This window comes from Endozoicomonas sp. SESOKO2, from assembly GCF_024606245.1.
Taxonomy (GTDB): domain Bacteria; phylum Pseudomonadota; class Gammaproteobacteria; order Pseudomonadales; family Endozoicomonadaceae; genus Endozoicomonas_A.
The window spans coordinates 1-4,452 of sequence record NZ_JAHHPQ010000475.1 but is presented as its reverse complement, the minus strand read 5'-3'; the positions used below and the strand labels follow the sequence as shown (position 1 = coordinate 4,452).

Sequence of the window (4,452 nt, the reverse complement as noted above, 5' to 3'; positions counted from 1 at the left end):
GGCACTACCGGCTTTATCTGATGGCGGCCGGGATATCGCTGGAGGCACTGCCAGAATCATCGGCTCTTGTCACGGCTCTTACCATGAGTAACGGTGAGCTTGATTCCGGACTTTGCCAATGGTTCAACCAAACGGTATCCGACGTTGATCGTCCGTGGTTGATACGACGGAGTTATCTCAACAGTATTGATGAAAAACGCCACGAAATTCGTATTAAGGCCGAGCTGAATGGAGAGGAAGCCAGAGCCGAAATTATCAAAAGCGTGGCCCGGATCAGATGGCTGGCATCCGGTCTTTCCCTGAAGCCGGATCAGTCGGAGGATATTCTCACTCAGGCACTTTACCGACACTGGCAGCAACGCTGGTTTGATCGTAAGTTTGGCGAGACGGGCACGGACGCCAACAGCGTATTTTGCCTGACGGAAGAACAGGCACTGACACTGAAATTATCCGTTTCTCAGCCTCATCTTCGGGAGGCTGAGAAACGGATAGAGGCGTGGAACTCCAATGCAGTTCGATTGTGGCCCGGGTTTTGGCATCAGATAAGTGACCTGTCGAACCACTGGGTTGACGATTCTGAAAAATACAAACCGGAAGTCGAAGAGAAACACGCTCCGGCACTGGACAGAAGAACGAAATATGAGGGTCTGGAGCTCCCAACAGTTTGCGATTATAAAATTTTTAATACGCAGAAATATCCTTCCCACATGTATCGCTGCCAGGTAATAGATACTTATGTGACTGCTAAGGGTGATGTCAAACTGATCGAGATTAGTGATCAACACATTCAAGGGTTCGAAACCCTCATGCCAGCCCGGTTACCGGGGCGTGATCAGGAAGTGACATTAGCCAGCGATCAAACCCTGGCAACCTTTGAGGTGTCACCGAAAAATGGTCAATATGCCTTGCCCAGCCTGACGCCTAACGACTATATCGTAGCCCTGCGTATAGAACCCGACCTGGCATTTACTCTGGTCAGGAACCGATATACCGGGCTTCACAGACTGTCTATTCCTGAAGCCAAAGCTAACCAGAGTTTTCAGGTGGCTTATATCCTGGAACCCAGAGGATCAGGCGAAAAAACACCTGCTAAAAAAGCCCTGCCAGAACGATCATTACATTTTGACACCCACTGTTCAGAAGGTATGAAAACAGTACTGAACAAACTGTTCAGGAACACTGACCAGGACCAGGGGATTTTGTGGAAAATAAAAAGCGCTAAAGACACGAAGCAAAGAATTGAAGCGATCACGGAATATTGCCAGAATTTTTCCGGTGAGGCTCAACCAGAACGCTGGATGAATTTCTTTCAATTCCTCGTAACCAGACGGCAAGGTAGCTGTCGTCATCGAGTGCCTGTTTTTATTGCTTTTTGCCGTTATTACGGGATTCCATCCCGGCAAGTTGATAGCCTTATTCACAGTTTTGCCGAGTATTCCGGGGATGGAGGCCGAACCTGGGAGTCAGTGGATTTGGGTGGGGCGCCCCTGGAGCCGACTGAAATCACATCTGACTTCCAGACCACCAGGAAGGTCTGTGCTTCCGGCACTGAGTCAAGGAATATCAAGGATCTCCTGAAAGATGTCCTGAAAGGTGCTGATTTAACACAACAGCAAATTCTGGCTGAAGCCATTGGCATGAGTCTTGAGGAACTGAAGAAAGTTCTGGAGACACACAATGCACTACCGGGCACAAATCCAAGTACTTCCAACATGATAAAGAACCTTTGGAAGGAAAAAGATTTAACCGGTTTTTCCGTGGGTGTCTCAATGTTGGTTTCCATGGGTCTCTCAATGTTGCTGGAAACAGAAGCACCGGGCAATGACGATCAGGAATTGGCCGACGATGAGACTGACGGTGATGAACATATCTATAAGCTGATGTCAGAGGCAGTGAGAGAAATATTGAGCAAAAATGATGAAGATCAGGTCAGTGAACAACTCAAGTCACTCCATTCAAAAATCATTGATCAGACCGGAGCAAGCCCTCATGAGTGGCTTCGCTCAATAGTAGATATACTGAAACACAGCGACCTGACCAAACCTTCGGTGATTTACTTTGCCCGTGAAGCCCTGGAATCGGGTTGGCTTGATGCAGTGACAACCCTTGAGGGCCATAGCCTGGACGCCCACTGGCATCATCAGCTATTGGTGCGCCTGGAAGGCATCGATGAACTAAAGGTTGAAGCCGCTCATTGCCTCAAAAAATGGTATAAGGAATTATTGTCCAGGGGAAAAAATAGCCAGATATGGCAGTCGGCTTATCAATACTTCCAAAAAGAAGAAGGTGGCCCCTTGTTCATCACTCATGATCATGAGGGGTTTTCGAAATTCCTTGAAAATAAAATTGCCAACCCATCGTTACAGACCACCTGGACCGACGAACCCAAGGGCGTTCCGAATATAGAACGAATGTTGGTGTACCATCCCGCATTTTCGCAGTTAACCTCAAGCAAGGCGCACCACCGTCCGGTGATTGTTCTGGGGCAGCCTGACTGGTACAGGACCATGATTAATCAAAAGGTCGAAGCCCTGTTAGCTGAGAACAGCCCGAACCTGAAGCAACTGTTGGAAAAAATCAATCAAGATGAAGCAGTGAAAGAACAACGCCCCAATGCTCTGCAAGCATTCGACAGTCAATGTGATCTTGCGCAAAAACCTGATATCGAAGGCAAGTACAAACCCATTTTAGAGTCCCTTGAACTGCCACTGAAGAACCCAACCCTTGTTGATGATTTAAAATACAAAGCCGTGCAATCGATTCACCAGGCCTTCACTCATTACCTGTATAGAGTGACGCACTCAAAAGGCGGATGTTTAACCTATTGTTGGGTCAAAGCTGCCATCGGGGACTCCACGGAGACAGACTACTATGGCGCTTATGATCCGTCTTCACCAGAAGAGCTGTTTCTCATGATGTGTAACATTAATAGCTCTCTATCGTTTCAGAACTCTGTTAAAGATGCCAACTTACAGCAGGCACTCAACGTCAATAACGCTCTGGTGCTCAGGTCCGACGAGCTGACGACCATTGCAGAAGAGTTTGTGAGCAGCGTGAATTTGAATTCGATCTGTGACTCATTGGTACAAGCCCGGACAGTATTTTTTGCAAATGACCATTGTCCATGAATCTTCCATGAGACCATCGCATTTGCGATGGTTGCGGACAGCTATCCAAATGAAACTTTCATCCTATTTGTAGGTCATATAACTAAACACTTTCAATACAGTCCTTCGGATTGCAGTACGGAGATTGACTATGGATGGTCAGATTGGCAGAACAACAAACAAACGCATTCTTGGCAGTGAGCTGCCTCATGGTGGCGTGCCACCCAAGGCGGCAAAGCTGGAGTTATCGTCAGAAAAGAAGGTGAAAATCTGCGCTGAGTTAACCTCGAAACTCACTCTGTCATCACCTCCGATTGTGTCGCCTGACACAGAGAGAGCCGTATCCTCAACAGATTCCCCGCTCTCCGGGGTCTCTCATTCCTTCGACTTTCGTTTTGTCGCCAGTGATGATGAGGTTCGACAGCTTTTAGTGGCCGAGGCCAGCGACGAAAATCGTGATGTCACACTTATCTCCGATCCCGATGACCTCTCGCAGGATAATCTGGTGAGCCGGTTGAGTATTTCCGGCGATGGTCGCCACGTTCTCCGTTCAGGCAAGCTGTTTGAAGGTCCAAAGCCACTCACTCTGGTGATGGATATCCGCAAGCTCACCAGCGGGGAACTGCCGAAATTTAACGATCTACTGGACCCGGATAACCCCTGCCTATACGACAAAGTCAGCAAGAAGAAACGCCCTCTGGGAGAACACGTTGCCCTGCTGGTTCTGGCAAACCCTGAACAGTTGGCATCGGTTGGCCAGCGTGACGACGCTCCGGGAGCCGCCGCTCCGGGAGCCGCCGCTCCGGGCGCTGATTTTTGGCGGCGAATTAATCGACCGGGAAATACCTGGCAGTTTGACCCACAGACCGGAAACGACCAGGCGATGGAGATCAACGAAGCTCCCCCGGTATTGGCTGAATTCCCCAGCGCCAAAAGTGCTATGGATGACGGCCATACCGTCCTGATTGACTGTCACTTGCACAGCAACTGGCGACAATTGCTGTTGGGTGGCCCCGGAGTGGATGAACAGGGGCGAATCCAGCATATTCCCGGCAGACTTGAGTCATTGAGGGCAGGACAAAGGGTGATTCTGAAAGGAGCCGACTGGCAGGATCTGGCCTTTGAGCAGGCGATCCGGCAGATGCTGGCGCAAAAGTGCTATGAGAGCAACGGGGAAATCTGTCAGTTACCTGACGATATTCAGTTTTATCAAATGCCGGTAGGGAAGGACGAGCTTCAGGCACTGTTCCAAAGCCTGTCACGCTCTCTTGAAAAAGAGCAAGCACCACAAAACCCGATCATCATTAACCAGAGTAATATCAGGGAATGGCTGAGCCCGATTGCC

The 4,452-nt window shown here is 49.2% G+C and carries 2 protein-coding genes; both read left to right on the top strand.

Translation table 11 applies throughout. From position 1 onward, the window contains the following. A partial coding sequence (locus KDK17_RS10715) for a transglutaminase domain-containing protein (protein ID WP_257288066.1) occupies positions 1–3,128 on the top strand: 3,128 nt, incomplete at its 5' end. A gap of 130 nt (positions 3,129–3,258) precedes the next feature. Then, positions 3,259–4,452 (top strand): hypothetical protein (locus tag KDK17_RS10710; RefSeq protein WP_257288065.1); only part of this gene is annotated, 1,194 nt, incomplete at its 3' end.